Consider the following 19,084-nt stretch of genomic DNA (forward strand, 5'->3'; position numbering starts at 1 on the left):
CGTCCTCAAGTGTGAGTCCGTGCGACGCTGCGAGTGTCTCCGCGAGAAGTTCGGCTTGACACGCACGATCGGGGCGGCTATCCTGGTGCGTGACATGGAAGTCGACAAGCGCTTCAACGACGAGTAAGTCCACCTATGGGGAGCGGTGGGGCATTACCGCGGTTTGGCCGCGGCTTCCTTAATAAAAAGTCGGCTAGAGAGTATAGGCGGCAGGCCCTTCCTTAGACTCCGATTCGTCACCTTCCATGCTTAGTTCGAAGTCACGTGGGATAATTGCGTGGAGTAGGTCGTGCGGGATGTATCCAAGATCTTCGACACCATCGGACTTATCGTACAATTCCACACCCTGTTCTTTGATGTTGTAGCTGTCGCATTCGATTGATTCGCCGCTTTTGAGTATCGCTCTCATGCAACCAGGTATTGGAGCACTGACCAGTTAAGAATTGAGAAAGCGTGGTGAAAGTGAACGATTACTCCTCGATCACTTTCAGTCGCCCGTCGGCCTCCTCGAGCCGACCCTTCTCAAGCGCCTCGTGAATCGCCGCCTTCGCATCGGCTGAGGGCACCCCTGCGTTTCGGGCGACCTGTGTAACGTGTTCGACGCCGGCCGTCTCAGGCTGGTAGTCGTTGCCGCTCTGGTAATCCACGATTCGCACGAGTTTGTCGACCGGTACGTCGCTCATACCGACTCGTTGGGCCAGCGCTCGGGTATAGTTTCTGCCCCCCCACCGCTTCGCCTGTAACTCCGACGTACAGACGCCGAGAATACGGTAGTCGGCGGTATACTTATCCGTATTATTCAAGAAACATATAGATGTAGATCGGTGGTTTCGGGCATCCGAGACCACCAAAATCAGTGAGACAGTATGAGCACAAACGCAGCAACTGGAACGGTTGAACAGACACCCACCGTCGGACCGCTGGCCCTCCTTCGCGAGGGTGAAGTCATACGGTGTGATAGCAACGTACTCGGCGAGTGGACGTGGTATTTCGCCGTTGAGGACGGACAGTCCGTCCGCTATCACGAAATTGAAGACTACGAGCGCGAGGACGTGCTCGCCCGCCATGTCGCGGCGATTGTCGCTGATCCCGACGTGGAGGACACGGTCGTCTCGCAGCGGGAACTCGAAAACGTGCGAGGTGAGTCCGATGAGTGAGGCTGAACACGAGACGAGCCCACTTGAGGATCTTTACGTCGACGAAGATGAGCGGCCAGACGACATCGAACTCGAGTCAGTGACGATCGACACAGAGCAGTTCCACGACCAAATGGCAGCTATCGCGACGGCCGCAGCATCGATCGAAACACTCGCGACGGATCTCCGGGAACTTCGCCGAAGCGGGCTCACAGATGAGGACGTAGTCGCACTGCTGTACGGTCGGAACGCAGGGCTGAACAAATCGACAATCGAAACCGTACTCGAAACGATCGACACGACGGTTGATGATATCGAGTCCGGACAGCGCAAGCGCCGGGAGCTGTTCGTCCGTCTGCTTGCCGACGTGTCGAATCACTCGATCGGCGATACCGAACACGTCGTCGACGAACTCGAGGATGTCGTCGAACGGTACGGATACGACGACCTCCAGAACAGCGGGGTGAGAGCGGATGAGTGAGTCGTCTACGAACCAGACCGGGGAAAGAGGTGCCCAACACCCACACGCTCCGCACTGGTTCGAGTTCAACCAGATCAATGACCTGCCGAACGACTGGTCGTTCGAAGTCCTTGAGTGGAACAACGATCCGGAGGCCGATGGTGTCGACGATCGTGGCGAGGCCGAGGTTGTTCGTGATGACCACCGTTTCGTCGTGACGACCTGGCTCCAGCCACGCGACCGCACGCATGACCGATACTGGAGTGTCGCCTACGAAACCGTCAACCAGGACGGTGAGCCCGAGCCGCTGTCATTCCACATCAGCAAATCGCAGTCAATCGCGCGGAACAATCTTGGACATGCACGGGACGTGATCGACAGCAACGAGACGGAACCACACGTCCTCGTTCGGGAACACAACGACGGCCCGCGTGAGACCTTCGAGTATCCCACGGAGCACATGGCCGAGAAAGCAGCCGACCTCCAAATCGAGTTGAAGATCGATAACGACGATCGGGACTATCTCGTGACCGTTCACTCGAAAGCCGAGTGGGAACATCAACTCGAACTCGAGCGGTCACTACAGACAGATACCGACCGGTTGAGAGGTGAGTTCGATGGCGAAGAGTGAGCAGTCTACAGACGTTACTGACCGATTCGCGGATTGGGCTGAACACCAGCACGAGGTCGGTGATGTGCTTACGAAGGTCGACACGTCAGAGTGGAAGGTCACGAACCGGATGGTCGACATCGACACTGGGGAGACGCTGTATCGACTCCACGAGATGGACGTCCCCTCCAACTTCAGGGAAAATGAGATTCTTACCGAGTCTCAAATTTCCCGAAGTTTCGATATAGAAGCCGAGAGACAGACCACGGACACTACCCAATCGGGAGGTGCGTTCGATGGGTGAGACGATCCGATTCACTCCGCTGCACCCACCGGACTACGAGTTCATCGCCACCCAGAGAAACAGCTATAGCACAGGCGTTAAGATCACCGACCCTGACGGGCTCAAAGACGCCCTGTCGGACACGTTAGCCGGACAGATGGACACGCGCGAGTACACCCAGCGCGATGAGTATCCTGGCCGCGAGTGGACGCTGTTGCTCGGGTTTACGACCTACGGACGTGACGATGACGACCCCTTCGGCGGGGCAGACTACCACAACGTTTCGAACACTGGACCGGAGAACATGTCCGACGTGTTCCGGACGGTGTCGGAGTACACCGAACCGTTCGTCGTTTGGATGTGCACGGTTGAAGGCTGGCCCCACGCTGCTGAACTCGATGGCCGCAAGCAGGACCTATTCCGCGTCGAAGCCGATGCGGGAACGGTCACAGTCGAACGACTAACGGTCGGTATCGTCGATCGGGAACCAGCCGGGTTTGGTGATGCCGATGAGTGACGACGATCGCCCGCTCTCTCGTGAGGAGCGCATCGAGGAGTTCGACGAGCAGCAAGTCGACCATACGGAGTGGTGGGCTGGTGAACTCGACCGCGTCGACGAGGTCCAGGGTGAGATTCTCGAGTCGATCCGCGAGCGCCCGGACTGTCGCGTCGCCAAGCGCGGGACATCAACCAGTCGTGACGGCGTTCACGAGCTGACGTTCACCGTCAGCGTGGTCGGCGAACCGTGGGTTCCCAAAGGAGAGTACGACGATGAGTGAAACAGACGCCGAACCGTGTCTCCACTGTGGCACGGAAACGATCCAACGTGCCGACGGGGAGCCCTACTGTTCGATGGACTGTATCAGGTCAGAGCGGCGCAAGCAAGAGCAAGAGACGATCGACTGTCCGTACCCAGATTGCGACTGGTATACAACGTATCGGTCAAACAACGGGCTCTCCCAAGCAATCGCGTTTCGTAAATCCGAGAACCATCGCGAAGAGCACCGCGCTGAACTCGAGGACGCCCGAGGTGAGACGGCGTGAGCGAGAGCGTTCGGAAGATCGTCAACGGCGAGGTCGTCGGGCCGAGTTCTGACGACCTAGTCGATCGGGCTGTCGACAGCACGGGAGAACTCGTGCTTGACTTTCCGGCCCGTGTCGGTGCGCGGCCGTTCGCTCGCTTTACGCCCTACGAGAACCACCGTGGGGTACGAGTTCACCATTGGACCGTCCTCTCGATGTACCTCGAACCGATGCCCGGTCGGACGCTCCTCTCTGAACCACACATCGTGCGGCCCCACGAGCACGAGGACTACCCGCTGCGGCATTTCTCGACGCCGTGGATTCGACAGATGGTCCGTCGGTCTCGCGTTGTCGAGTTGGTGCCGGTTGAAGACACGCCGTTCTCGACAGGTGCGTGGCAGTTCATGGATACCGAAGACACAAGCGGTGATGCCAATGCGTAGCTTTGCACGCTCACAGACCGTCGAGTGCTCGCACTGTGCCGGCGCTGGTGAACGATACGAACTCGAGCATCCCGAGGGTGGCACCGACTGGGACGCCGGCGTGTCGCTGTTCGATCGCGTCGACGGCGAATGGTCGATAACCGGTCGCGTGCGGGAGTGTCCGAAGTGCCACGGCTTCGGCCGGCGAAACAAAGCCGAGGTAAGTCGATGAGTCTCGGACTCTCGAGTACCACCGACGCCGTCTGTCGGGCCGAGTGCGCCGACTGTGACTGGACCCACGATCGGGCGCTCGATGCCGGCGACGACCTGGACGCCGAGGACAACTGCGAAATCGTCGAGCGGGTTGCTCGCCATCACGCACACAAGAAGTGCGAAGGGGTCGACGATGTAGCGGATGTGACGGTCGCCGTCGACGCGCGCGGTGAGCAGGCGTGACCGACGAGAATACGGTCCCGACGCCAGGCGAAAGCGAACTCACAGCCGGACTCAAGACGATCGCTGACACTGGAACAGCATACTGTCGCCTCTGTGATGAGCCAGTGATTGCCGACGGCGACGGGTGGAACGCTGTTCTTGAGGCACTGTACGAGCACGGCGTCGACGAGCACGATCTCCCTGAAGATGAACCGTGGACGAACGATATGCTGGCCTCGGAGCGTGATTCTGAATGACCAGAGATCAGCAGACGTCGATCGATCCGTTTCACGAGTTGAATCGATACGACGAACGAGGCGAAGACTGGCCATCAGCAGAGGTCTTCAAAGAACCTCGGCGAACACTCGGGAATCGTTGGGCGAAGTTCCACGCTGCCCGAGACTGTGGTTCCCGGAACGTTGCTTTCGTCGAGAACACGACTCACCGCCCAACGAGCGAGAAGTACGAGTTCAGCCTTCGATGCTGGCAGTGTGGCCACGAAATCGATGAAGATGAAGTGCTGTTCATCGGTGGTGACTGGTTCAGTGAACACGGTTGGATGGAATATGGGCGGCCGCTCGAAGATCTCTGGATACCACCGGAACGCGTCCTTGAACTCGGCTCCGATCCCGACCGAGACGAGCTGGTCCATGTGCTGAACCTCTGTCGAATCGAGCGCAACGCGAGTTTCCATGGTGTTTCATTCAAGAACGAACAATACGACGAGTGTGAGGACTGCGGGAAAGAGACGATGCTTCGCTTCGACCGACGGTGTCGGATGTGCTACGACGGCGAGTGGACCGATCAGATGCAGTCTACGGTCGAATCGCTTGGTATCTCAGTTCGTGAGCGGAATCACTCGTTTGTGCACCGACTGGAAAGCGAGATCGACCCGCTGTCGATCAACGGCCGGGCGTTCGAGGATAAGATTCTCTGGCGGCGTCACGATGCTGAGAACGTGCCGAAACTGGTAGAGGTCACGCAGTGTCTGAAAGACGATTCCGACGGCCACTGGGAGTACGTCCTCACCGACATGACGCACACGAGCGAGTGGCGATATCACGAGGACGATCTTGCGGACTGTTTCTGGGACACCGGACTCTACAACAACGAATACGCGAAACCGGTGCAAGACGATCGGATTCGGGAGGTCTACCAGCACGTGTGTGACCACTCCTTTTCGATGGTCTACGACCCTGATACGCACGAAACCGATGGTGAGCAGTGTCTGAACTGTCGGAAGCGTCGGGAGTAACAGCAGAGAAGTACACTCCGTATTCTATATCCGTATCCAGAATACAGATACGGAATACAGATACAATATCTAAATCTATAATTCGGATTCAGAACTCGTCAGTCTGCGATTCGAGGAACAGACGCTTTCCGTCCTTTCCCGCTTGAATTACGTCCTCGTCAACGGTTTCGAGCCCGATCCGGACTAGGAGGCGAAGGGTGGCAGCACGGGTGTCGACGTGTTCGGTGTCTCGATCGAGTTCACCTGCGGCGGCGGCCCCGATCTCCGCAAGTCGATCAGCGTCCTCGAGTCCGTGGAACAGTGCCGCAAGATTCTCGTCGCGAAGCGTGAGGTTTGACGACAGATCACCGTCGTCAATCTGCTCATAGGCGTCGGCGATCGCGTCCTCGAGTTCGGGCAACTCATCGTCAGTCTGGTCGTCTGTCGGCTCTGTCTCGTGACGGCTCTGTTCGGTCTGTCCTTGCAACAGGGCTTCGGCTTTCTTTTGGTCGTCAGTCATCGTTAGCGTGCGTCAAGTCGGTTGAGAAGGTCAGTCGTCAGTTCACGGTAGGCGTTACGTGCTCGCTTCCCGGTCGTATAGAGTTCGTCATCTGGCAACGCGAACAGCGTTTGGCCGGCAGCCTGTTCGTTCCCGATGTTCGCTGATTCCGAGACCGACGTGCCAGCAATCTCAGGATATTCGGACTCGAGTGAGTCTGTGAACTCATCGGCGAGGTTGGTTGTCTGGTCAACCATCGTCGCAAACACAAGTCGGAGTTGCGGTTGGGCGTCGTGGTCCTCGTCGTCACGAATCAGCGCCAGCTCCCGTTCTAGATTCTCGAGTTGCTTGCGCTCGAACTCGCCGGGCCGAAGTGGTGCAATCACGTTCTCGGCAGCGAACAGCCCGTTAATCGTGATATTGTCCTCCTTGCCGGGCAAGTCAAGCAACACGAGATCATATTGCGGGGCGACCTCATCTTCGATGAACGACTCAAGTCGATCGTAGCGATTCTCCCGCGGGACGTTCGCGAGGTTATTGTCTTCCGCGCCGAGACCGTCGTCAGCAGGGATCAGGTCTGGCCCCTCATCGGTCGCGAAGACCATGCGGTCAAAGACATCGTCGATGTTCTCACGAATGAACGACCAGTTTTCACCGAAGATCGCCGAGATCGGCGCGTCGGGGTCAGTCACCTCGTCAGCAATTCCGAACTGCGTTGCGAGGTCGTTCTGCGTACCCGCAAGGTCAATCACCAGGACGTCGAGACCGTGGTCTTGGGTCGCAGACACAGCAATGTGGGCTGTACTCGTCGTTTTGCCGACGCCGCCTTTCGGGACGTAGGCGCACGATCGCATTATGCTGTTTCCCATATACATATACTGGATACAGATACCAGATACATATAGGTTATCCAGACTACGAATACAGAAACAGTATTCAAATCAGGAATCTGTAAGGAGTAATTACTCACGAGTAAAATAGTACTTAGTTGAGTAATACGGTATTAGTTACCGCTTCGGATAGCCGCCCCGAATACAGAGTGAAAGCAGCCGTCGCCGTGACGGTCCGACGGGATGGCAACACGCTGTCGGTCCCGATCGGCCGGCAGACACGACGGCCACGCTCCGCTTTCGGACGGCACTATTTGGTAGTTTGGATGCCAAGAGCACACCGGATTTCGAGTGAAAAGAGAGCTACAAATCGACTGCCTTAAGATGGTAATTCCCTGAGCGCCGTTCGTCAAACACAGAAATCTCAAACCCAGTTTCATCGAGGATCTCGATCACATCGTCAACAGATCGTCTATAGTCAGACAACAGCCCTTCGTGTACCTCGATATAGGCGAGACGAACATCCGCAAGCGTTTCGCGTAGCCCGTCGAGTGCATCGGCCTCTGCCCCCTCAACGTCCATCGCGAGCACAGATGGTGCAGGTGTATCTGTCGCACGAATGAGATCGTCCCCGCGCTTGACAGGGACCTGTGCCGATCCACTCGAAGAACTCAATTTATGGTTCTCACCTGGTTTGGAGCCAGTCGGCACTGAAACTGTCCCCTCCGAAGACCCCAACGCAGCCGCGATGATCGTCGAATCATCCCCCAGATCGTTTCGTGAGAGGTTGCGACTCAGCGCCGAGACATTGCTTGGGACCGGCTCGATCGCGACAGACTGCGACGCAATTTCAGCAGCGAAACTCGCATAGAGACCCACGTTCGATCCCGCATCCCAAACGATATCGCTGGGACGGAGTTCAGCAACGTAATCCTCGAGAATCTGCCGCTCATGCATCTGGGTTCGAGCACGTCGATATTCGATAGCAGAGTCAGTCTTGAACTCGATGTGGTGGTCTCCGACTTCGACAGAGACACTATTGTTGAGAGCTGCACCGACACGCCATCTGGCACGGGCAGCTCTGATTACGGCGAAGTCTCGAATACCTCTGGATAACTCGGGTACTCCACCGGTTCGGTACAGTTCAACGGCTCGTGACGGTGAATTCATAGTTGAATCATCGGAGTTGGTTAGTTCGAAATGGACTATCTGAACGGTCAAGATTCCATATAGTCCGCAAGCGTCACGTCAGGCTGTAGCTCGGCGTTACTGTTCTCGACTGCCGTCTTTGCCTCGTGGCACTCCGCACAGAGCGTTTGCAAGTTCGACGAGTCGAACGGGTGGCCACCATCGGAGATCGGCGTGATATGGTCGACGTGGAAGTTCCCCGTCGGCGAACCAACGTCGTAGCGACGCTCGAGTTCACGCCGTCTATCCCGCCATGCATCGAACTCCGCTTCGGTCCCGCCCGACGGGTGTGGACATCGCTCTTTGATCCGCTCGTGGACCTGATGGTAGGCACGCCACTGCATCTCTTTCGAGAGCCCGCAGTCTTGGCAGGTGAACTCGTCGCGCTCGAGAATTTGGTCGCGTACTTCATCCCACACGAACATCTTCTGGACCGCTTGGGCGACCTCGCGACACCGATCCGAGCAGTAGTTCCACCGCCCGTCGACGACGGGTTCCTTGCAGACACGACACTGGTCCGAATGCTCTTGAGGAAACAGCGTGTCCATCGACTTTCGGAGCCGACTCTGGCGGTTCCAGTGGTTGGGGAATCCGTTACTCGCCATCGTTGCCCTCCACGAGTTCATATCCGTCGCGATTCCAGTGCTCGCGATACTGAAGCGCGTTGGCCTCGTGCTCAAGTGTGTTCCCGTCGGGGTCAGTCCCGAGGTAGATCGGATAGCGGTCCGCACCCGATCGGAACGCCCCGACCTGCTCATAGTCCTCGCCGTACCACGGCATCGTCGAGACGCGGACCATATCCAGGTGGTTCGCGAGGATGTATCGGTAGGCGGCGTCGGCAGCGAACGACCGCGTTTCATACAGCAGTGTCCACCCGACGTGCTCCAAGTCTTCATCGAGGATTTCGGCCCGCCAGAGCGCGTCGTTGACCATCGGCTCGCGCGTCTGCCGGCGAGCGAAGACAGTGAACTCGTCGTCAGTGTAACGCCCGAGGACGGCCGCGTGTCCGATCGCCTCATGGCGCGTGTCGAAGGTCTGCTCAGCGAAGCGTTCGGGTCGATGAGCGACGTACTCGTAGCCATCGGGGTCGCTACTCATCAGACTCCCTCACGAGCGTCGTCTGTTCCGGGTCACCGTCCGATTCGATAATCTCCGACGGTGGGTAGTGCGCTGCCGATCCCATGATGTTCGTCAGGAACTCGCGCGTGTACTCGTGTAGCGTCTGGTCGTACTCGTCGGGGTCACGCTTGACTAGTGGGTCGTTTTGCCGCCAACGGGCCAGTACGCGCCACCACGACCGGCAGACCTCGAAGCTATTCTGCCGGCGCTCGCGAAGTTCAGCGTCACTCTCGTCGACGACGCCGTCGGCTTCGAGATCGACGAACCGCTCGAAGGGCATGTTGATCTGCTGCTGACCCTGCTCGATTGCCAGACACGGGATACACTTCGATACAGGCCCGCGTCCCGAATGCAGCTCGTACACGAGTTCGGTGCCGTCGCAGTAGGTACAGGATTCGGTCATTGGTCGACCTCCGATCGGTCAGTGCCCGTGCTTAGTGTGTACGAATCGGGATTGAACGGACCCGCGACCATGTAGACGCATGGGTCCGTCATCCCGTCCTCCCGAGCCTGCTTTATCGCTTTCTTTCGGGCTTCTTCTTCCGTTCCAGCGGGAGGGTGGTGGTGTTCCCAGTTGTCGGGATGTCCTGCGGGATGGACGCCGATTTCCCACGTCTGGAACTGTTCAGTATCGTCTGTAGACTGTTCGCTACTCATCGATCGCCCGGCACCTCCTGGAACTCGTCGCACTCGTCAAGCGGGTACTTGTCGATCGGTTGTGGGTACACATCGTGGCCGTCAATCACCGCCCGGACCTGGCGGGCGGCATTCTCGTCACGATTGCCGCGGTACAGCTCGCCCGTACGTTTGGTCCCGTAGATGAACGCCGCCCCATCATATCGGGCGTACCAGGTGTGCTCGCTATCGGACATGCCGCGATACGAGGGTTCGTGCGCGTAGAGGTACAGATCCTCGCCAGCCGTCTCAAGCACGTCAAGCCACTCGTCAGACGAGAAGTCCGGTGTGTTGGTCGACCAGATATCCGACTCGTGCAGAGCGTCAGCGAGCGTCGCGACCAGGGGATCGTCGTAGGCATCGAGTGTGTCGCGGAACTGTTCGAGCTGTGCTTCGGCCTTGCGCATGGCATCTGTAGTCATGACCGAACCAACTCCGAAACGTCTGTCTCGTCGGCGGCAACGATGTCGGCCTCACGTTCCGACACCCGCGGTTCGAACGCCCACGTATCGGCGGTGTCGTTACAGTCGGGACACGCGGGCACCGAACAGCCCTTCCAAAACTGCCCGAGAACCATCGGCGACCCACAGCCAGGACAGTCGACGATGAACTTCGACGGGTCCTCAGCGTGGTGGCGAGCGTTCAGGTCACGATACTCGGCTTCGCGGTCGTCATAGAACTGTTCAACATCGGATTCGGCGCTCATCGAATCACCCGAATCGTACCGTCGATCTTGCCAAGTTCGAGTTCACGACCACTGAGACGGCCCGAGTCGCCGTCACTGAACTCGAGGTCGTAGACCACTTCGTCGGTCTGCTCGACATGCTCCACGGTTGCGCGATCGCCACAGTCGACGATCGTTGCGCCCTCACGAAGGGCGTGATCGGTCGGGTCCGGAAGAGCAAGCGTGTTCATGGCAAATCACACTCGAGCACGCCCCCGAGGTCGTCGAACCGCGGCCACCCAACGTCGTACTCGTCGCGCAGCAGTGAGATGATCTTCGCGTAGGCGGTCTCAGCTTCGTCGGCCTGTCGGGTCTCCGTGTAGGGACCATGCGAGCGCTCGTGCGCATCGTCGGCACGCTGTGAGAGCCACGCCATGAACTCGCGCACAGCGACCGTTCCATCGGCGTTGTGGAAGCGTCCAGTGCTTCCGTACTTGGTTTCGGCGTGCAACTTACGCATGGCTTCGGCGACCGCGATCCGGCCACCCATCGCCTCGAGCGACCAGTAACGTGCCTCGGTGTGTTCCTCGAACGTCTCAAGGCTGTCGCGCCACCAGCGATCCTTTTCAGCGTAGTCAGCAGCGTACTCGGCGGCGATCATCGCGAGGTCTGCGAGCAGCTCGTCGGCGTCAATCTGCACGTCGTAGTCCGGGCCATCAGTTGGTGTAGATTTAGTGCTCATTACGAATCGTCCTCCGGTAGTCTCGGCGCGAGGACGAACCACGCGCTAGCCGTCTCCCTACATGCAGCACCAATCGAGACGCGGAGCAGATTGTCCGCACCGAAGCTAATCGTCACATCTCCCTCGGGTGGGAGTGCCGAAGCAATATCGGTCAGATACGACTGTGAGTACGCCTGGACGGAGTCCTCACCGTCAATCTCCGCATCAATCGTCCAGTCGTCCGTCGAACTCTCCGGTGAGAGCGTTAGCGATCCATTGCGGGCCTGAAGTTGAAGCCCCGCGTCCACCGGGCTGGACACCGCACCGACCGCGGCCTTGAACGCTTGGGCCTCAAGCGTGGCCGTCGTCTGGTACAACACCTCCGGTGGGGCCGAATACTCTCGAATCGAATCGGGGTCGACCAGCGCCGCCTCGTCGAGCCCGTTCCCGGCCATGATCTGAATCCGCTCCTCGCCGTCGTTTAGCCGAAGCGTCGCCGTCTCAGGGGTGCCGATAAATCGCGTCGCCCAATCGAAGTCCTCGTGTTCGACACCGATCGTGACTGATTCGTGGTCGGTCTGGTAGTCGATCGGTACCGAGACGCCGCACGCAAGTGTGTTCGACGGATCGGTAAGTCGGGCGTCGATCGAGGTCTCGGTGAACTCGAGACGATAGGCGTCGGCGAACATTCCGAGCGTGTGGATTGCCCGGTGGAACGCCGTCGTCTCCACGTCGCCCTTGAGGTAGACCTGGTACATGTCGAGTTCAGCGTTGTGAGTAGTGGTCGCCATTACACTGCCACCTCCTCACCGCGGAGGAACGCGCCTTCCATTCGATCGGCTTCGCGAGCGTCCTCGTACATCGCCATGTCCGAGTACTCTTGCTCGAGTTCATGGCACGCCGTCGAGAGTTCATTCAGCCACCGTACTTCCATGTTCTCACCCCAGAGAACGAGTTTCTCTTTCCGGAGCGTTCGGAAGAACGCGTAGTTGACCGGCGGCCCGACACGGTACTGAATCGCTTCGAGCGCAACGCTACGGCCGCCGGCCGGCACGTCGATTACCGCGTGTGGAATCTCGTCGCCAGACATCTACGCTGGCACCTCCTTGTCCGCGGCCGTTTGGATCTCAACCGTCTCGACGTGATGGACGTCGTCGTAGAACGCGCCAGGTTTCTCTGTTTGCTTCCACTCGATCGTCGGGTCTGAGTCATCGCGTTCCCATCGGAGCGTTCGCGACGAACTGTCGATCATCGCTGTGACGAGTTGGTTGTCATCGACGGATTCGACCGGCCCCATGAGGGTCGCCGGCCCGTCACCGCTGATTACGATGCCGTCCCCAGGCTCAAGCGTTTCGAGCAGGTCGATGTACTTGATGAGTTGTCCGTTCTCGGGTTTCCAGCCGGCACCGTGGCCGTCGAGACAGCGAGTTTCCGGCGGGTAGCCTGCGGAGCAATAGACCATCCCGCACTCCTTACATTTCCAGTCGATGTGCGGGAACTCGTAGTCATCGGGCGTCGCAAGGATCATTGGTCGCCCTCCGCTAGCCCGAGCCCTTCGACGGGAAATGGTGTTTCTACCTGCATGGTTACCTCTGTCCAATCATTGCTGCGTCGTCTTCGGCACCAACGCCATCGAGGATGCAATCGGCTGCGGCTCGAGCGTTGGTCTCGTCAGAGAACTCCACGATCGCCTTGCCACCAGGCCCGTGGAACGCGACTGCACCGTCCTCGTAGCCCATGACATTCATCGCTTCGCCAACCTCAACTGTGTCCTCTCCCTCGTCGAAATACTCGCGAAGGATCTGTTTCTCGGTGTCCCATTTGGCCGCGAGTTTCGCGCCTTTGACGCACTCCTCGTCGTACTCATCGAACTCGTCTTTGAACTCGTCACGGGACTCTCGAACGTCGATACCGCGAAGCCCATCGCCTTCGATCTGTTCGATGCGCTCGTGCGTATACTCGACGCGCGTCTCGTGATACGCCGCTTCGATTTCGTTGTCCGCGTTCTCGTACTCGTCTTCAGAGAACGCCGCCTGTTCGTGCAGCAGATGTGCTTTCTCGACGCTCACCGTTCGAACCGGATCTGGAATATCGTCGGACATTACGCACTCACCCCTGCGACCAGTTCGGATTCCCACTCTCGTCGCGCTGCGATTGCGCGCTCGCCACCAGCCGTCAGTTGGTAGTAGTTCGTCCGTCGGTCGAGCTGGCCTTTCTCGACGAGGCCCATGTCGACCAGCGTGTCGAGATTCGGGTACAGTCGCCCGTGGTTGATCTCGCTGCTGTAGTAGGTATCGATGACATCCTTGACGTCTTGGCCGGACGGTCGGTCTTCCCCTGCAATGGCGAACAGCAGGTCCCGCTGGAAGCCGGACAAATCGTCCATCGTCTGTGGCGTTCTATCAGTATGCGCCATATTTCAAAACTCGTGAATATTGTACTTGAACATTCTCCCGACTACCGAGATATAGGTCTTAGAAAGCCGATGAATTAGAAGACACCTCAGTAAAGAGAGATACCCTCAACTACTGGATCGGCGGTCAGGAACATCGTGCTCGGAACTAATCGGTGGTATCGTCAAGAATCAGATTCGAGTCAGTCGAGCAGAACACCTATTTGATTCGAAGCCACATTCGAAGATGGGTTGATACGGGTCATTTCGTAGCGCGAAAGCGCCGAAATGACATTTGGAGAAATTCAGCAGTGCCAACGGTGAGCTCTGCATACTGATTTTCGCTACCGCTACACCACGGACAGAATCAGCCACGAGTTCAGCACGACCGCAATTGACCACGGCAGCGCCAGGCATGCCGGCACGATGAATTGATACGAGCGCGGACAGAGTGGCCGACAGGCCAACCCGACACCGATCGCGAAGGCTTTCAACGTGAGTATTCCGACCAGCCCGTAGCCCTCGATCGCCGCGCGACCGACCGGATTCGATTCGACGAGCCCGAGCTGCAAGCCGACGGCTGTAGTGGCGAGGTCGCCGACCACCGTGAGCGTGACAAGGAACCAGAATGCACGGTCAAGCGTCCGAGGAGAAACCGGCAATGACGGCGTCTCAAAGCTGAACTCTCGTGTTGCCATGCTCGAAACAGCAACAGACCAAAACTAGAGTGTATCCCCGACTACCGTTATCGCGCGTCTGTGAGAGTGACGAACGCCTCGCCAATCGCTGCGATCCACGTCTCCTCCGAATACGGAGCCTCGCCGTAGACCACGAGTTCATTGTCCATTTCACCCGCGGTCTCAACACGCGCGTGGTTGATCCGGTCTTCCCACTCGGGAGTGGGAACATTATTCACCGACTCGATAGAATCGGCGTCGACCCACTCAAACGCCGAAACTGCCTTACTCACGTCTTCATCGGTAGCTTCGTTCACGCTGATCCCTCCTTGGCGGCCGCAACCAAACTCTCGTAGTGCGTTTCACCGTTGCGTGTTTCGCGTTCGATATCGTAATCTATCATCCGGGAACGGACCGTTTCGGGACACACATCACCGCCGAACGCATCTTCGGCAAGTTGGGAGATTGTGTAATCACAATCGTGGTAGAGGTGCGCCAGCGCCCTCGGGTCATCGTGCGGTTCGAGGACACCTGCATGTCGGAGTTTTCGAGCGACGCGGGAGAGGTTCCATCCACCAAGGTCGGCGATTTCGGTGAGCGGGCGATCGTCGGCATAGCATTCCTGCATGGCGTTGGCCGGCGGTTTGCAGTAGATCGACAGCGAGGTTGGCATTGTTTCGTCGGTGGACGTGGTTCTGGTATCGGATTCCTCGACTGGCTCAGGGAACGTATCGTGGATTGAGGTGAACGCATTCAGGACTGCGTTTTCGCTGGTCGGTACCTCTCGAGTCGTGAGCGGCTGTGGATCGTGGTTCATGTCCAGCGTCGGCCACTGGTCCGTCCACGCCATCGCTGATTGTGGGTCGGTACTGTCGGCCGTCTGCGTCGGGTTGCGTGTTGCCATCGTCTCTTTCGAGGGATTTCGGGTGCTCATCGGTCGGTTCCTCCATCTGCTCGCACTGGCTGCGAGGTGTCCGTTGAAACAGTCGCGTAGCCGGTCTTCGGACGCTCGTCAGGGCCGACACAGATGCTGTCGGTCACAAGACCGAGGTCTTGCAAGTCGTTCAGACACCGATAGGCCGTCGTTATCGAACATCCGAGTTCGTCGGTCAGTTCGCGAGCCGAGATCAGGCCGTCGGCTCGGTCAACGGCGACGTAGCATCGGGCACGATTCGGTTTGACGAACGCCAGTGCGTCGGGCAGTTCGCCCGTACCGGTGAACTCGTCGGCGTCAATCATCCGAAATCACCTCCGAGTACGCCGGCACCTCGGCGTTTGGATCGGCGTTGATTCCGCCACCGAAGTTCGACAGGCTCGGCGTCTCATCGACGAGCAGATGTCGGCACAGCGCTCGTGCAAGGTTCACGGGAACGGCGTTGCCGATCTGTGCGGTGACAGCCTTCTTGGTGCCGCCGGCCAGCTCGTACTCAGCCGGGAATCCCTGTGCCTGTTTCAGTTCGTCCGGCTCGAGCATCCGGTAGCGCACGTCGAGCCCGTAGGGGAACACCTCGGGCACGCACAACGCGAAGCGGTCCTTTTTCGTGACCGTCGGGAGCGGATCATCGATCGGCTGTGCGGTCCCGTTGCCGTAGTACTCGACCAGGTAGGGTGTTGCGAGACAGGCCGGCGCTGCTTTCCTGGCCGTTACGGTCATGAGCGGGCGGTCTACCTCGCGTGTTCGTGGGCGTTGGCCCGATCGTCCGTTGTAGAGCGGACAGAGGTATGGCGTCACGAGGTGGCCGTCGTGGTTACGCGCTGTCACCGTATGCAGCGGCCGTGAGTCAGCCTCGTATAGCGGGTTCGAGTGGAGTCCCCGACGCGGGCCGTTGCGCGGCTTGACCAGCGTCGTCTCCGCGGTCGCGACACTAATCGCACCTTTCTTCGCGACGGTCGGCAGTGGCGTGTTCGTCGATGGCGGAACACCGCCGGACTGCTGTCGAAGGCAAAACGTGTCCGGCGTCGCGAGCGTCGTTTGCCCGCCTGGAACTCGCACCAAGAACGGTTCGTTGATCGCGTCGGCGACCGTCGCCGCGTGCTCAACCGGAATGACGGTCTCCCGAAGCGCCTCGAGTTCGTCCTTGCCGATCGTGGCCAGCGCGTCGGCCAGCGGTTCAATCCGATCATCGCAGTGGCGGCGAATCCCCTCCGCAATTCGTGCCATCGTACTTTGCGCGAGCGGCTGCACCCGCGAGTTCACGAGGTCGCGCGTCCACAGACTGTCGCCAAGGTCCGACCAATCGATGATATCGGCCGCTGTCCGGCGGTCGGGCTTATCCGGATCGGCATCGACATGGGTCGGTTCCGGCGGCGTCGGCCGGATCGACTGTGAGGCCATGATGAACAGGCGCTTGCGGGACTGTGCTTCCCCGAAGTCCGCTGCATTCAGCACGGTGCCGTACGCGTCGTCTTCGGCGTCGAACAGCACTGAGTAGCCAAGCGCCTCAAGCATCCCGACCCAGCGCTGGAAGATCGATCCATCGCGGGTCGGCTGGCCGTCGACGATCGGCCCCCACTGACGGAACTCGGGAACGTTCTCGAGGAGCAGGTGGTCGGGTTGTAGGAGTTCAACCCAGTGGAGGACGTGCCACCCGCTCGCGCGCTTTTGCTCGCTGACTGGCTTGCCACCGCGCGCCTTCGAGTAGTGCGTGCACGAAGGGCCGCCCACGAGCAGGTCGACATCTCCCGGTGAGACGACGTCCGGCGGGTGGAGTTCCTCGATTTTCGCGTGGTAGTGTTCGGCCCATGGGTGGTTCTGTTCGTGGGTCGCGATCGCCGGTTCCCAGTGGTTGACGGCGTGGAGTTCGACATTTGCGGCCAGCCAGTCGTGGACTGCTGGGTCGGTGGTCGTGATCGCGTCGGTCGTGAGGCCGGTCTCGCGAGCGATGGTCTCGGCGTGCGTATCGAGGATTGCTTTTGCGAGACCCGTCGACAGGCCACCAGCGCCGGCGAACAGGTCGACGACAACGAGTTTGTCGCTCACTGTCGTTCACCTCGCGTGTAATCGGGATCTGCACCCGCACCGCGTTGCAGGTCGCGATAGGGCGTACACTCGCGGCAGGCCCACGTCGTGTCGGAGTTGTCCCCGAAGACACGAGCGAACTGCTGAGTGACCTTCGAATCGCAGTTCTGGCAGCGGTTCTCGTCGGCGCTAGTCGTCGGCGTCCAGGCGGGCCGAGCAACGATACCGCCGTCGCACCGAACCTCGGGGTCGGTCTCGACGGTCAGTACGACCGGGTCCTCGCCTTGGAGTTTGATCGACACATTGTCCGGCGCTAACTCAGGATTGCCAGCGTCGCGGAACTCCTCGGTCGGCCCGAAGGCCGACTCGTCGATCATCCCGTAGTAGGGCTCAAGTTCGCCGCCGCCAGACTGGAAGTGCTGGATCGTGCCCCGCGGCGTACGGAACACAACTTGACCGGTGAACTCGCGCAGTTGGGGTGGAATCCACAGTCCCGACTCGCCGATGTGGGTCTCAGTGGGGAGCTGGGTACCGCCGTCGGTCTGGAGTAGAGTGGCCTGTTCTGTCGTGTCTTCGCTACTGCGGCCGCGATCGCGGATTTCGTGCCGGCGGACGTACCGAATCCAGTCGTTACACTCGTGGCAGGTGGTTCCACCGAGTTTGTCAGTCAGCGCTTCTCTGAACTGTCCTCCACAACCCGGGCATTCGATGGGGACGGGCGTCACTTCGTCAACGGAGTCCACGACCACCTCGTGGTCGTATTCAAATTGCTCAGTCCCGTCTGTAGGCTTACCACCGTCGGTGACGAGCTGGTCGCGCTTGGCTTCGAGTTCAGCGACGACATCCTCGGGAGCGACTTCACGAGCGGCTTCGACCGCGTCCTGAATCAGTTCAAGACGGCGTTCGGCGTCAGCCTCGCTGTTGAACTCGCGCTCCATTATGCCGCACCTCTATTTCGTGCGGCCCCGCGTGGCGCGTCGACGTGGATCTCGGTCGTGTCGCAGCGCTCGCTATCGTAGCCGAGGCGCTGCTGGATTTCATCGGTCGACAGGCCGATCGGCGCGTCCGTACGTTCGGAATCTTGGTCATCGAACGTGCGGAGCAAGTACGGCTCATCGTTCTCGGTCGTTGCTGGCCAGATAAACTCAGTCGAATTGCTGCGATCGACGACCAGGACTTGGCCGGACTCGAGCCAGCGGACGTCGGGATGGATTTCGGCGGGTTCATCGACGAGTGGTTGTCCCCCGTCGGTCGCCGTGGCCGGCGTCGACGTTTCGGTGTCGATCGGGGCGTTCGGCTTGTCGCCGGTCAGTTCGGCTTCGCGAGCGTCGAGTGCATCGCAGACTTCCGAGCGCCCGGGGCCGTCGCCGTCGGTGATCTGTTGCTCGACGGTACGGTAAGCAGTGAGGAGGTCGACATCACGGATGCCAGCGATTCGTGCGAGTGCAAGCGAGCGGTTTGCTTGGAGGAATCGGGCCGGGTCCTCGCCGTGAGTGTCCTTGAGCTCGGGGAACTCGTGACGGTCGTCCGTGATCGCGGCGTAGCGACCGTTCATCGGTGGACCGCCTCCTCGATAAGAGAATCGTAGTCACGGTCGTATCCTGGCGTGGCCGGGAGATCGACGTTGACCTCGCCGTCTAGCGTGCCGACGACACGCGGCTCGCTGGTGGTGTGGTCAGTGTTCTCTACTCCCGCATCAGTCCGACTAGATTTAAGTCGGTTAGGCTTGAACGTCTGCATGCTATCCTTGTCTCCAA

Annotated in this window: 39 protein-coding genes; 12 read left to right on the forward strand and 27 right to left on the reverse strand. The window is 59.3% G+C overall.

What is annotated here, in order from left to right; all coding sequences use genetic code 11:
- Nucleotides 1-193 precede the first annotated feature (193 nt).
- Together C480_RS23635 and C480_RS10010 are read right to left on the reverse strand one after the other, a co-directional pair.
- Entirely contained in the window at nucleotides 194-409 is a 216-nt protein-coding gene (locus C480_RS23635) for a hypothetical protein (RefSeq protein ID WP_006665497.1), read from the reverse strand.
- Nucleotides 410-470: 61 nt separating this feature from the next.
- Nucleotides 471-683, reverse strand: a complete 213-nt coding sequence (locus C480_RS10010) for a hypothetical protein (RefSeq protein ID WP_006665498.1) — start codon at nucleotides 681-683, stop codon at nucleotides 471-473.
- Nucleotides 684-866: 183 nt separating this feature from the next.
- Here C480_RS10010 and C480_RS10015 point away from each other — a divergent pair, with 183 nt between their 5' ends.
- From C480_RS10015 to C480_RS10065, 11 genes are read left to right on the forward strand one after another with little or no spacing between them, the layout of a single operon-like run.
- Nucleotides 867-1,157, forward strand: a complete 291-nt coding sequence (locus C480_RS10015) for a hypothetical protein (RefSeq protein ID WP_006665499.1) — start codon at nucleotides 867-869, stop codon at nucleotides 1,155-1,157.
- Nucleotides 1,150-1,617, forward strand: coding sequence for a hypothetical protein (locus tag C480_RS10020; protein ID WP_006665500.1), 468 nt, complete (start codon nucleotides 1,150-1,152; stop codon nucleotides 1,615-1,617). Before C480_RS10015 ends, C480_RS10020 begins: the two co-directional genes overlap by 8 nt.
- Nucleotides 1,610-2,227, forward strand: a complete 618-nt coding sequence (locus C480_RS10025; protein WP_006665501.1) for a hypothetical protein — start codon at nucleotides 1,610-1,612, stop codon at nucleotides 2,225-2,227. The genes C480_RS10020 and C480_RS10025 overlap by 8 nt, the downstream gene beginning before the upstream one ends.
- Entirely contained in the window at nucleotides 2,214-2,510 is a 297-nt protein-coding gene (locus C480_RS10030) for a hypothetical protein (RefSeq protein WP_006665502.1), read from the forward strand. Before C480_RS10025 ends, C480_RS10030 begins: the two co-directional genes overlap by 14 nt.
- Complete coding sequence (locus tag C480_RS10035; RefSeq protein ID WP_006665503.1) at nucleotides 2,503-3,006, forward strand: hypothetical protein; 504 nt, start codon at nucleotides 2,503-2,505, stop codon at nucleotides 3,004-3,006. Before C480_RS10030 ends, C480_RS10035 begins: the two co-directional genes overlap by 8 nt.
- Nucleotides 2,999-3,268: a hypothetical protein gene (locus C480_RS10040; RefSeq protein WP_152424034.1), complete on the forward strand. Its 270-nt coding sequence runs from the start codon at nucleotides 2,999-3,001 to the stop codon at nucleotides 3,266-3,268. The genes C480_RS10035 and C480_RS10040 overlap by 8 nt, the downstream gene beginning before the upstream one ends.
- Nucleotides 3,261-3,533, forward strand: coding sequence for a hypothetical protein (locus C480_RS10045; RefSeq protein WP_006665505.1), 273 nt, complete (start codon nucleotides 3,261-3,263; stop codon nucleotides 3,531-3,533). Before C480_RS10040 ends, C480_RS10045 begins: the two co-directional genes overlap by 8 nt.
- Nucleotides 3,530-3,955 carry a hypothetical protein gene (locus tag C480_RS10050; RefSeq protein ID WP_006665506.1) on the forward strand — a complete coding sequence of 142 codons (426 nt, stop codon included), beginning with the start codon at nucleotides 3,530-3,532 and terminating at the stop codon, nucleotides 3,953-3,955. Before C480_RS10045 ends, C480_RS10050 begins: the two co-directional genes overlap by 4 nt.
- Nucleotides 3,948-4,166 carry a hypothetical protein gene (locus C480_RS10055; RefSeq protein ID WP_006665507.1) on the forward strand — a complete coding sequence of 73 codons (219 nt, stop codon included), beginning with the start codon at nucleotides 3,948-3,950 and terminating at the stop codon, nucleotides 4,164-4,166. The genes C480_RS10050 and C480_RS10055 overlap by 8 nt, the downstream gene beginning before the upstream one ends.
- On the forward strand, nucleotides 4,163-4,390 hold the full coding sequence (locus tag C480_RS10060) for a hypothetical protein (RefSeq protein ID WP_006665508.1): 228 nt from the start codon (nucleotides 4,163-4,165) through the stop codon (nucleotides 4,388-4,390). The genes C480_RS10055 and C480_RS10060 overlap by 4 nt, the downstream gene beginning before the upstream one ends.
- The gene (locus tag C480_RS10065) at nucleotides 4,387-4,626 is read left to right on the forward strand and encodes a hypothetical protein (protein WP_006665509.1); all 240 of its coding nucleotides are present in this window, start codon (nucleotides 4,387-4,389) and stop codon (nucleotides 4,624-4,626) included. Before C480_RS10060 ends, C480_RS10065 begins: the two co-directional genes overlap by 4 nt.
- A gap of 74 nt (nucleotides 4,627-4,700) precedes the next feature.
- On the opposite strand, the gene C480_RS23000 is transcribed toward C480_RS10065, so the two are convergent.
- The gene (locus C480_RS23000; RefSeq protein WP_152424035.1) at nucleotides 4,701-5,021 is read right to left on the reverse strand and encodes a hypothetical protein; all 321 of its coding nucleotides are present in this window, start codon (nucleotides 5,019-5,021) and stop codon (nucleotides 4,701-4,703) included.
- On the opposite strand from C480_RS23000, the gene C480_RS23975 reads away from it, so the two are divergent.
- Nucleotides 5,022-5,624, forward strand: a complete 603-nt coding sequence (locus C480_RS23975; protein ID WP_193787807.1) for a hypothetical protein — start codon at nucleotides 5,022-5,024, stop codon at nucleotides 5,622-5,624.
- 88 nt (nucleotides 5,625-5,712) lie between these two features.
- Here C480_RS23975 and C480_RS10075 read toward each other — a convergent pair whose 3' ends face one another.
- From C480_RS10075 to C480_RS10190, 24 genes are all read right to left on the reverse strand, one after another.
- Nucleotides 5,713-6,123 (reverse strand): hypothetical protein, encoded by a 411-nt coding sequence (locus tag C480_RS10075; RefSeq protein ID WP_006665511.1) that lies wholly within the window; start codon nucleotides 6,121-6,123, stop codon nucleotides 5,713-5,715.
- Between the two features lie 2 nt (nucleotides 6,124-6,125).
- Nucleotides 6,126-6,971, reverse strand: a complete 846-nt coding sequence (locus C480_RS10080; protein WP_083873367.1) for a ParA family protein — start codon at nucleotides 6,969-6,971, stop codon at nucleotides 6,126-6,128.
- A 324-nt stretch (nucleotides 6,972-7,295) separates the two neighbouring features.
- Nucleotides 7,296-7,889 carry an FkbM family methyltransferase gene (locus C480_RS10085; protein ID WP_006665513.1) on the reverse strand — a complete coding sequence of 198 codons (594 nt, stop codon included), beginning with the start codon at nucleotides 7,887-7,889 and terminating at the stop codon, nucleotides 7,296-7,298.
- A 260-nt stretch (nucleotides 7,890-8,149) separates the two neighbouring features.
- The gene (locus C480_RS10090; protein WP_006665514.1) at nucleotides 8,150-8,725 is read right to left on the reverse strand and encodes an HNH endonuclease; all 576 of its coding nucleotides are present in this window, start codon (nucleotides 8,723-8,725) and stop codon (nucleotides 8,150-8,152) included.
- Nucleotides 8,715-9,218 (reverse strand): hypothetical protein, encoded by a 504-nt coding sequence (locus tag C480_RS10095; RefSeq protein ID WP_006665515.1) that lies wholly within the window; start codon nucleotides 9,216-9,218, stop codon nucleotides 8,715-8,717. Before C480_RS10095 ends, C480_RS10090 begins: the two co-directional genes overlap by 11 nt.
- Complete coding sequence (locus C480_RS10100) at nucleotides 9,211-9,642, reverse strand: hypothetical protein (RefSeq protein ID WP_006665516.1); 432 nt, start codon at nucleotides 9,640-9,642, stop codon at nucleotides 9,211-9,213. The genes C480_RS10095 and C480_RS10100 overlap by 8 nt, the downstream gene beginning before the upstream one ends.
- Nucleotides 9,639-9,896, reverse strand: coding sequence for a hypothetical protein (locus C480_RS10105; RefSeq protein WP_006665517.1), 258 nt, complete (start codon nucleotides 9,894-9,896; stop codon nucleotides 9,639-9,641). Before C480_RS10105 ends, C480_RS10100 begins: the two co-directional genes overlap by 4 nt.
- Nucleotides 9,893-10,336 carry a hypothetical protein gene (locus tag C480_RS10110; RefSeq protein WP_241433812.1) on the reverse strand — a complete coding sequence of 148 codons (444 nt, stop codon included), beginning with the start codon at nucleotides 10,334-10,336 and terminating at the stop codon, nucleotides 9,893-9,895. The genes C480_RS10105 and C480_RS10110 overlap by 4 nt, the downstream gene beginning before the upstream one ends.
- Nucleotides 10,333-10,620: a hypothetical protein gene (locus tag C480_RS10115; protein WP_006665519.1), complete on the reverse strand. Its 288-nt coding sequence runs from the start codon at nucleotides 10,618-10,620 to the stop codon at nucleotides 10,333-10,335. Before C480_RS10115 ends, C480_RS10110 begins: the two co-directional genes overlap by 4 nt.
- Complete coding sequence (locus C480_RS10120; protein ID WP_006665520.1) at nucleotides 10,617-10,829, reverse strand: hypothetical protein; 213 nt, start codon at nucleotides 10,827-10,829, stop codon at nucleotides 10,617-10,619. Before C480_RS10120 ends, C480_RS10115 begins: the two co-directional genes overlap by 4 nt.
- Nucleotides 10,826-11,320: a hypothetical protein gene (locus tag C480_RS10125; protein ID WP_152424036.1), complete on the reverse strand. Its 495-nt coding sequence runs from the start codon at nucleotides 11,318-11,320 to the stop codon at nucleotides 10,826-10,828. The genes C480_RS10120 and C480_RS10125 overlap by 4 nt, the downstream gene beginning before the upstream one ends.
- A complete protein-coding gene (locus C480_RS10130; protein WP_006665522.1) occupies nucleotides 11,320-12,090 on the reverse strand; it encodes a beta clamp domain-containing protein in 771 nt (256 codons plus the stop codon). The genes C480_RS10125 and C480_RS10130 overlap by 1 nt, the downstream gene beginning before the upstream one ends.
- The gene (locus C480_RS10135; protein WP_006665523.1) at nucleotides 12,090-12,389 is read right to left on the reverse strand and encodes a hypothetical protein; all 300 of its coding nucleotides are present in this window, start codon (nucleotides 12,387-12,389) and stop codon (nucleotides 12,090-12,092) included. Before C480_RS10135 ends, C480_RS10130 begins: the two co-directional genes overlap by 1 nt.
- On the reverse strand, nucleotides 12,390-12,827 hold the full coding sequence (locus C480_RS10140) for a hypothetical protein (protein ID WP_006665524.1): 438 nt from the start codon (nucleotides 12,825-12,827) through the stop codon (nucleotides 12,390-12,392).
- Nucleotides 12,828-12,885: 58 nt separating this feature from the next.
- On the reverse strand, nucleotides 12,886-13,401 hold the full coding sequence (locus C480_RS10145; RefSeq protein ID WP_006665525.1) for a hypothetical protein: 516 nt from the start codon (nucleotides 13,399-13,401) through the stop codon (nucleotides 12,886-12,888).
- Nucleotides 13,401-13,685 (reverse strand): PadR family transcriptional regulator, encoded by a 285-nt coding sequence (locus C480_RS10150; RefSeq protein ID WP_006665526.1) that lies wholly within the window; start codon nucleotides 13,683-13,685, stop codon nucleotides 13,401-13,403. The genes C480_RS10145 and C480_RS10150 overlap by 1 nt, the downstream gene beginning before the upstream one ends.
- Nucleotides 13,686-14,041: 356 nt before the next feature.
- Entirely contained in the window at nucleotides 14,042-14,389 is a 348-nt protein-coding gene (locus C480_RS10155) for a hypothetical protein (RefSeq protein ID WP_006665527.1), read from the reverse strand.
- Nucleotides 14,390-14,436: 47 nt separating this feature from the next.
- A complete protein-coding gene (locus C480_RS10160) occupies nucleotides 14,437-14,685 on the reverse strand; it encodes a hypothetical protein (protein WP_006665528.1) in 249 nt (82 codons plus the stop codon).
- On the reverse strand, nucleotides 14,682-15,302 hold the full coding sequence (locus C480_RS23640) for a hypothetical protein (RefSeq protein WP_006665529.1): 621 nt from the start codon (nucleotides 15,300-15,302) through the stop codon (nucleotides 14,682-14,684). The genes C480_RS10160 and C480_RS23640 overlap by 4 nt, the downstream gene beginning before the upstream one ends.
- Nucleotides 15,299-15,607 carry a helix-turn-helix domain-containing protein gene (locus C480_RS10170; protein ID WP_006665530.1) on the reverse strand — a complete coding sequence of 103 codons (309 nt, stop codon included), beginning with the start codon at nucleotides 15,605-15,607 and terminating at the stop codon, nucleotides 15,299-15,301. Before C480_RS10170 ends, C480_RS23640 begins: the two co-directional genes overlap by 4 nt.
- Nucleotides 15,600-17,348, reverse strand: a complete 1,749-nt coding sequence (locus tag C480_RS10175) for a DNA cytosine methyltransferase (RefSeq protein ID WP_006665531.1) — start codon at nucleotides 17,346-17,348, stop codon at nucleotides 15,600-15,602. The genes C480_RS10170 and C480_RS10175 overlap by 8 nt, the downstream gene beginning before the upstream one ends.
- Nucleotides 17,345-17,551: a DUF7563 family protein gene (locus tag C480_RS23800; RefSeq protein ID WP_049903544.1), complete on the reverse strand. Its 207-nt coding sequence runs from the start codon at nucleotides 17,549-17,551 to the stop codon at nucleotides 17,345-17,347. Before C480_RS23800 ends, C480_RS10175 begins: the two co-directional genes overlap by 4 nt.
- A gap of 713 nt (nucleotides 17,552-18,264) precedes the next feature.
- Entirely contained in the window at nucleotides 18,265-18,882 is a 618-nt protein-coding gene (locus C480_RS23980) for a hypothetical protein (protein WP_006665533.1), read from the reverse strand.
- Nucleotides 18,879-19,084 (reverse strand): hypothetical protein (locus C480_RS10190; protein WP_006665534.1); only part of this gene is annotated, 206 nt, incomplete at its 5' end. The genes C480_RS10190 and C480_RS23980, both read right to left, overlap by 4 nt.

The sequence above is a fragment of the Natrialba aegyptia DSM 13077 genome (genome assembly GCF_000337535.1).
Classification (GTDB): Archaea; Halobacteriota; Halobacteria; order Halobacteriales; family Natrialbaceae; genus Natrialba; species Natrialba aegyptia.

What these genes read in the sequence shown, in the direction of transcription:
- C480_RS23635 (WP_006665497.1), bottom strand. Translation starts at nt 409, where the DNA reads ATGAGAGCGATACTCAAAAGCGGCGAATCAATCGAATGCGACAGCTAC.
- C480_RS10010 (WP_006665498.1), bottom strand. Translation starts at nt 683, where the DNA reads ATGAGCGACGTACCGGTCGACAAACTCGTGCGAATCGTGGATTACCAG.
- C480_RS10015 (WP_006665499.1), top strand. Translation starts at nt 867, where the DNA reads ATGAGCACAAACGCAGCAACTGGAACGGTTGAACAGACACCCACCGTC.
- C480_RS10020 (WP_006665500.1), top strand. Translation starts at nt 1,150, where the DNA reads ATGAGTGAGGCTGAACACGAGACGAGCCCACTTGAGGATCTTTACGTC.
- C480_RS10025 (WP_006665501.1), top strand. Translation starts at nt 1,610, where the DNA reads ATGAGTGAGTCGTCTACGAACCAGACCGGGGAAAGAGGTGCCCAACAC.
- C480_RS10030 (WP_006665502.1), top strand. Translation starts at nt 2,214, where the DNA reads ATGGCGAAGAGTGAGCAGTCTACAGACGTTACTGACCGATTCGCGGAT.
- C480_RS10035 (WP_006665503.1), top strand. Translation starts at nt 2,503, where the DNA reads ATGGGTGAGACGATCCGATTCACTCCGCTGCACCCACCGGACTACGAG.
- C480_RS10040 (WP_152424034.1), top strand. Translation starts at nt 2,999, where the DNA reads ATGAGTGACGACGATCGCCCGCTCTCTCGTGAGGAGCGCATCGAGGAG.
- C480_RS10045 (WP_006665505.1), top strand. Translation starts at nt 3,261, where the DNA reads ATGAGTGAAACAGACGCCGAACCGTGTCTCCACTGTGGCACGGAAACG.
- C480_RS10055 (WP_006665507.1), top strand. Translation starts at nt 3,948, where the DNA reads ATGCGTAGCTTTGCACGCTCACAGACCGTCGAGTGCTCGCACTGTGCC.
- C480_RS10060 (WP_006665508.1), top strand. Translation starts at nt 4,163, where the DNA reads ATGAGTCTCGGACTCTCGAGTACCACCGACGCCGTCTGTCGGGCCGAG.
- C480_RS23000 (WP_152424035.1), bottom strand. Translation starts at nt 5,021, where the DNA reads ATGGACCAGCTCGTCTCGGTCGGGATCGGAGCCGAGTTCAAGGACGCG.
- C480_RS10075 (WP_006665511.1), bottom strand. Translation starts at nt 6,123, where the DNA reads ATGACTGACGACCAAAAGAAAGCCGAAGCCCTGTTGCAAGGACAGACC.
- C480_RS10080 (WP_083873367.1), bottom strand. Translation starts at nt 6,971, where the DNA reads ATGGGAAACAGCATAATGCGATCGTGCGCCTACGTCCCGAAAGGCGGC.
- C480_RS10085 (WP_006665513.1), bottom strand. Translation starts at nt 7,889, where the DNA reads ATGCATGAGCGGCAGATTCTCGAGGATTACGTTGCTGAACTCCGTCCC.
- C480_RS10090 (WP_006665514.1), bottom strand. Translation starts at nt 8,725, where the DNA reads ATGGCGAGTAACGGATTCCCCAACCACTGGAACCGCCAGAGTCGGCTC.
- C480_RS10095 (WP_006665515.1), bottom strand. Translation starts at nt 9,218, where the DNA reads ATGAGTAGCGACCCCGATGGCTACGAGTACGTCGCTCATCGACCCGAA.
- C480_RS10100 (WP_006665516.1), bottom strand. Translation starts at nt 9,642, where the DNA reads ATGACCGAATCCTGTACCTACTGCGACGGCACCGAACTCGTGTACGAG.
- C480_RS10105 (WP_006665517.1), bottom strand. Translation starts at nt 9,896, where the DNA reads ATGAGTAGCGAACAGTCTACAGACGATACTGAACAGTTCCAGACGTGG.
- C480_RS10110 (WP_241433812.1), bottom strand. Translation starts at nt 10,336, where the DNA reads ATGACTACAGATGCCATGCGCAAGGCCGAAGCACAGCTCGAACAGTTC.
- C480_RS10115 (WP_006665519.1), bottom strand. Translation starts at nt 10,620, where the DNA reads ATGAGCGCCGAATCCGATGTTGAACAGTTCTATGACGACCGCGAAGCC.
- C480_RS10120 (WP_006665520.1), bottom strand. Translation starts at nt 10,829, where the DNA reads ATGAACACGCTTGCTCTTCCGGACCCGACCGATCACGCCCTTCGTGAG.
- C480_RS10125 (WP_152424036.1), bottom strand. Translation starts at nt 11,320, where the DNA reads ATGAGCACTAAATCTACACCAACTGATGGCCCGGACTACGACGTGCAG.
- C480_RS10130 (WP_006665522.1), bottom strand. Translation starts at nt 12,090, where the DNA reads ATGGCGACCACTACTCACAACGCTGAACTCGACATGTACCAGGTCTAC.
- C480_RS10135 (WP_006665523.1), bottom strand. Translation starts at nt 12,389, where the DNA reads ATGTCTGGCGACGAGATTCCACACGCGGTAATCGACGTGCCGGCCGGC.
- C480_RS10140 (WP_006665524.1), bottom strand. Translation starts at nt 12,827, where the DNA reads ATGATCCTTGCGACGCCCGATGACTACGAGTTCCCGCACATCGACTGG.
- C480_RS10145 (WP_006665525.1), bottom strand. Translation starts at nt 13,401, where the DNA reads ATGTCCGACGATATTCCAGATCCGGTTCGAACGGTGAGCGTCGAGAAA.
- C480_RS10150 (WP_006665526.1), bottom strand. Translation starts at nt 13,685, where the DNA reads ATGGACGATTTGTCCGGCTTCCAGCGGGACCTGCTGTTCGCCATTGCA.
- C480_RS10155 (WP_006665527.1), bottom strand. Translation starts at nt 14,389, where the DNA reads ATGGCAACACGAGAGTTCAGCTTTGAGACGCCGTCATTGCCGGTTTCT.
- C480_RS23640 (WP_006665529.1), bottom strand. Translation starts at nt 15,302, where the DNA reads ATGAGCACCCGAAATCCCTCGAAAGAGACGATGGCAACACGCAACCCG.
- C480_RS10170 (WP_006665530.1), bottom strand. Translation starts at nt 15,607, where the DNA reads ATGATTGACGCCGACGAGTTCACCGGTACGGGCGAACTGCCCGACGCA.
- C480_RS23980 (WP_006665533.1), bottom strand. Translation starts at nt 18,882, where the DNA reads ATGAACGGTCGCTACGCCGCGATCACGGACGACCGTCACGAGTTCCCC.